Raw genomic sequence first — 3,668 nt, forward strand, 5'->3', positions numbered from 1 at the left:
AGGAGGAATACGATGAAACCGTTTTCACTGATTGGCGGCCTCGCCGTTGCGCTGGTGTGTGGCCCCCTATCCGCGGGCGCGCAAACGGAAGCGAGCTACGATGCCGAGCTGCAGGGATATCCGTACCCCTTCCCGGTCGAACGCTTTGAATTCGAGTCGCAACAACAGCCGCTCCAAATGGCCTACATGCATCTTCGCGGCGATGGCCGGAAGCCGACGGTGGTGCTGCTGCATGGCAAGAATTTTTCGGGGGCCTACTGGGCGCAAACCGCCCAATTCCTGCAGTCGCGCGGCTACGGGGTGCTGATCCCCGATCAGATTGGTTTCGGCAAATCGTCCAAGCCGGCGCACTACCAGTTCAGCTTTGCGCAGCTGGCGGATAACACGCGGGCGCTGATCCGGAAACTGAAGATCGAAAAGCCCATTGTCGTGGGGCATTCGATGGGCGGCATGCTGGCCACCCGCTATGCGCTGATGTACGGCAACGAAGTCGAACGGTTGATTCTGGTCAATCCCATCGGATTGGAAGACTATCTCGAATACGTCGAGTACAAACCCATCGACTTCTTTTACGCCGCGCAGCTCAAACAAACCGCCGAAAGCGTCAAAGCCTATCAACTCAAATTCTACTACGATGGAAAATGGGACGAAGCCTACGATGAATTGGTGGAATTCCAGATCGGCTGGATCAACAGTCCGGACTGGCCGCAGGTCGCCTGGAACAATGCCTTGACCTACGATATGATCTTCACCCAGCCCGTTTGCAACGAATGGAGCCGGCTGCAGGTCCCGACCCGCCTGATTATCGGCACGCGCGACCGCACCGGCCCGGGAAGGGGCTGGAAAAAAACGGGCGTCACCTACCTGCTCGGCCAATACCAAAACCTTGGCAAACAGACTGCGGCGGCCATCCCGGACGCCAAGCTCTACGAACTCGAAGGGCTCGGCCACATGCCCCAGATCGAGGCCTTCGATCGGTTCGTGGCCGAGTTCGAAAAAGCACTGCAATAGTCGGCCTCCGGCCCGCGCGTTCGCGGCGGCCTTCTTTAACGGAGAACAAAATGAAAGTAGTTGGATTTAACGGAAGCCCCCATGAAAACGGGAATACCGCCCGCGCCATGAACTACGTCTTTGGCGCGTTGGAAAACGCCGGCATTGAAACGGAGATGGTCCACGTCGGCAAAGAGCGGCTCCACGGATGCACCGCCTGCCAAGCCTGCGTAAAGAGCCAGGACGCGTGCTGCGTTTTCAAGGACGACCCGGTCAACGGCTGGATTCGGAAGATGGTGGAGGCCGACGGGATTCTGCTGGGCTCTCCCGTCCATTTCTCCGGGGTGGCCGGCACGATGAAGTCGTTCCTCGACCGCGCCTTTTTCGTCTCGTCGGTAAACGGCGGCTTGCTCCGCCACAAAGTCGGCGCATCGGTTGCGGCGGTGCGCCGCTCCGGGGGCGTTCCCACGGTGGACGGGCTGGACAAATTCCTCAGCTATTCGGAAATGATCATGCCCACGTCAAATTATTGGAACGTCGCCCACGGCCTCGCGCCCGGCGAGATCGAGCAAGACGCCGAAGGCGTGCAGATCATGGAGGTGCTGGGCCGCAACATGGCCTGGATCATGAAGCTGATCGAGTACGGCAAAGAGGCGCTCCCCGCACCGGCGCCGGTGGCCAAAGCCTGGACGCATTTCATTCGCTAACCCCAACCCGGAACCCGACCGTTTATGAACCTCATCGATATTGATTCGGAAATATGCACCGCCTGCGGGCTTTGTATCGTGGAGTGCCCCTTCGGCCTGCTGGCCCAACAAACCGGCGATGTGCCCGATCTGATTCCCGGCGGCGAATCCTTTTGCATGCGCTGCGGCCACTGCCTGGCCGTCTGCCCGGTCGGCGCCTTGGCGCTCGACGGCGAAACGCCCGAATCGTGCGACCCGGCGCAAACCGGCGCCGTGGTCGATCCGCCGGCCATGGCGGCGCTGCTGAAAAACCGCCGCTCGATCCGCGAATACAAAGACCGGCCCGTCCCGCGCAAAGACATGCAGGAGCTGATGGAACCGGTCCGCTGGGCGCCGACGGCCAAGAACGAGCAACCCGTCCATTGGTTGCTGGTGGACGACCGGGCCGCGATCCACGATCTGGCGCGCCTCACCGTCGAATGGGCGCGGGAGATCGACAGGATGCCGGAGCTGGTGACCGCCTGGGATGCCGGCAAAGATCTGGTGCTGCGGAACGCGCCGCTGCTGGCGATCGCAACCGCGCCGAGCGATGGCCTTTCGCCCGTTATCGATTCCACCATTGCGGCCAGCGCGCTCGAACTCGCCGCCACGGCCTATGGCCTTGGCAGCTGCTGGGCAGGCTATTTCATGCGCGCCGCGCAGCAGTACGGGCCGATCGCCGAGCGACTGAACCTCCCCCGCGGACACCAGGTCTGCGCAGCGCTGATGATGGGCTACCCCAAGCGAACCTATCACCGCGTCCCGCCGCGGAAACCCGCCGACGTCACCTGGCTCGGCAGCGTTTAGGAGATCGAATGCCCGGCCCGAAGCTTGAGGGCCGCGTAGATGAAGCGGTTGACCGGGGTTGCGACGCCGAGGGCTTCGCCCAGCCGCACCACCGTGCCGTGCATGGCGTCGAGTTCCAACGGCCTTCCATGTTCCAGATCCTGAAGCATGGAGGCCTTGACGTTGGCGGGATAGGCATCGATGGCGGTCATCATTTGTTCCTGGGCGTCGTCGGGCAGAACGACGCCGGTCCGGGCCGCGACGGCGGCCACTTCCCGCATGCAGGCGGTGTAGAGCGCGCGCGTGTCGGGGTCCTCGCGGGTCGGCCCGATGGGGCGGCCGCAGACCGACTGGACGCCCATGGTGCACACCGCGAGCAAGAATTTCATCCACAGCGCAACCCGGATATCGGCCGGAATTTCAGCGGCGATGCCCGCCTGGCACAGCGCGCCCAGCGCCGCGTCGGCGGCGGGTTGATCGGCCGCGCGCAAGGGGCCGAGCAGCATCGGCTTTTCCTCGCCCGTCTGCCGCACCACGCCCGGTTCGACCGTCGATACGGGCAGGTAGGTGAGCCCGCCCAGAATATGCGCGGGCTCGGTCAGCGCGCCGAGTTGCTCGGCGATATCGACGCCGTTTTGAAGCGGCAGGACGATGGTTTCCGGACCCTTGAGCATCCGCAAGGCCGGGGCAATCGACTTCAGGTCGTAGCTCTTCGTTGCAACGAGCACCAAATCCACCGGCCCGACCTCCCTCGCCTGATCGGTGGCCTGCAAATCGGTGACCGCAAACTGTTCGGCGTCGCGCCGAACGCACACGCCGCGCGTGCGCAGAGCCTGCAACGTTGCGCCGCGGGCGATGAAACCGACGCGGTGTCCACCGCGCGCCAGCTTGGCCCCGTAATAGCACCCGAGCGCGCCCGCGCCGATGATTCCAATCTTCATGGCATTCTCCTGTTCCGCGCATCGTAGCGCATTCGTCAGGAGATGCGGAGCCTTTCCGTGGCTCCGCATTCCGATGCGGAGTTTTTTGCGTGCATGGTAAACACCGGATTGGAATCCGGCGCCACGTATGCGGAGTTCTTGCGCGCATGGAACCGCCGGATCGCACTTGCCGCTTCGCAAGGGCGGGTTTGCCGGATCTATTCGCCCAGGACGACGTAGGTCGGCA

At 63.1% G+C, this 3,668-nt stretch carries 4 protein-coding genes; 3 read left to right on the forward strand and 1 reads right to left on the reverse strand.

Annotated features, from left to right (window positions below; all coding sequences use genetic code 11):
* Positions 1 to 12 precede the first annotated feature (12 nt).
* The 3 genes from ABYO54_RS15195 to ABYO54_RS15205 are packed head-to-tail and all read left to right on the forward strand — an operon-like array spanning position 13 to position 2,522.
* Positions 13 to 1,011: an alpha/beta fold hydrolase gene (locus ABYO54_RS15195; protein ID WP_372809085.1), complete on the forward strand. Its 999-nt coding sequence runs from the start codon at positions 13 to 15 to the stop codon at positions 1,009 to 1,011.
* Positions 1,012 to 1,061: 50 nt separating this feature from the next.
* On the forward strand, positions 1,062 to 1,697 hold the full coding sequence (locus ABYO54_RS15200) for a flavodoxin family protein (RefSeq protein WP_372809086.1): 636 nt from the start codon (positions 1,062 to 1,064) through the stop codon (positions 1,695 to 1,697).
* Between the two features lie 24 nt (positions 1,698 to 1,721).
* Positions 1,722 to 2,522, forward strand: coding sequence for a nitroreductase family protein (locus ABYO54_RS15205; RefSeq protein ID WP_372809087.1), 801 nt, complete (start codon positions 1,722 to 1,724; stop codon positions 2,520 to 2,522).
* Here the strand turns inward: ABYO54_RS15205 and ABYO54_RS15210 are convergent.
* Positions 2,519 to 3,442 (reverse strand): 2-dehydropantoate 2-reductase, encoded by a 924-nt coding sequence (locus ABYO54_RS15210; protein WP_372809088.1) that lies wholly within the window; start codon positions 3,440 to 3,442, stop codon positions 2,519 to 2,521. The two genes, ABYO54_RS15205 and ABYO54_RS15210, sit on opposite strands and share 4 nt — an antisense overlap.
* Between the last annotated feature and the right edge of the window lie 226 nt (positions 3,443 to 3,668).

It is taken from the genome of Pontiella sp. (assembly GCF_041622395.1).
In the GTDB taxonomy this organism is placed as follows: Bacteria; Verrucomicrobiota; Kiritimatiellia; order Kiritimatiellales; family Pontiellaceae; genus Pontiella.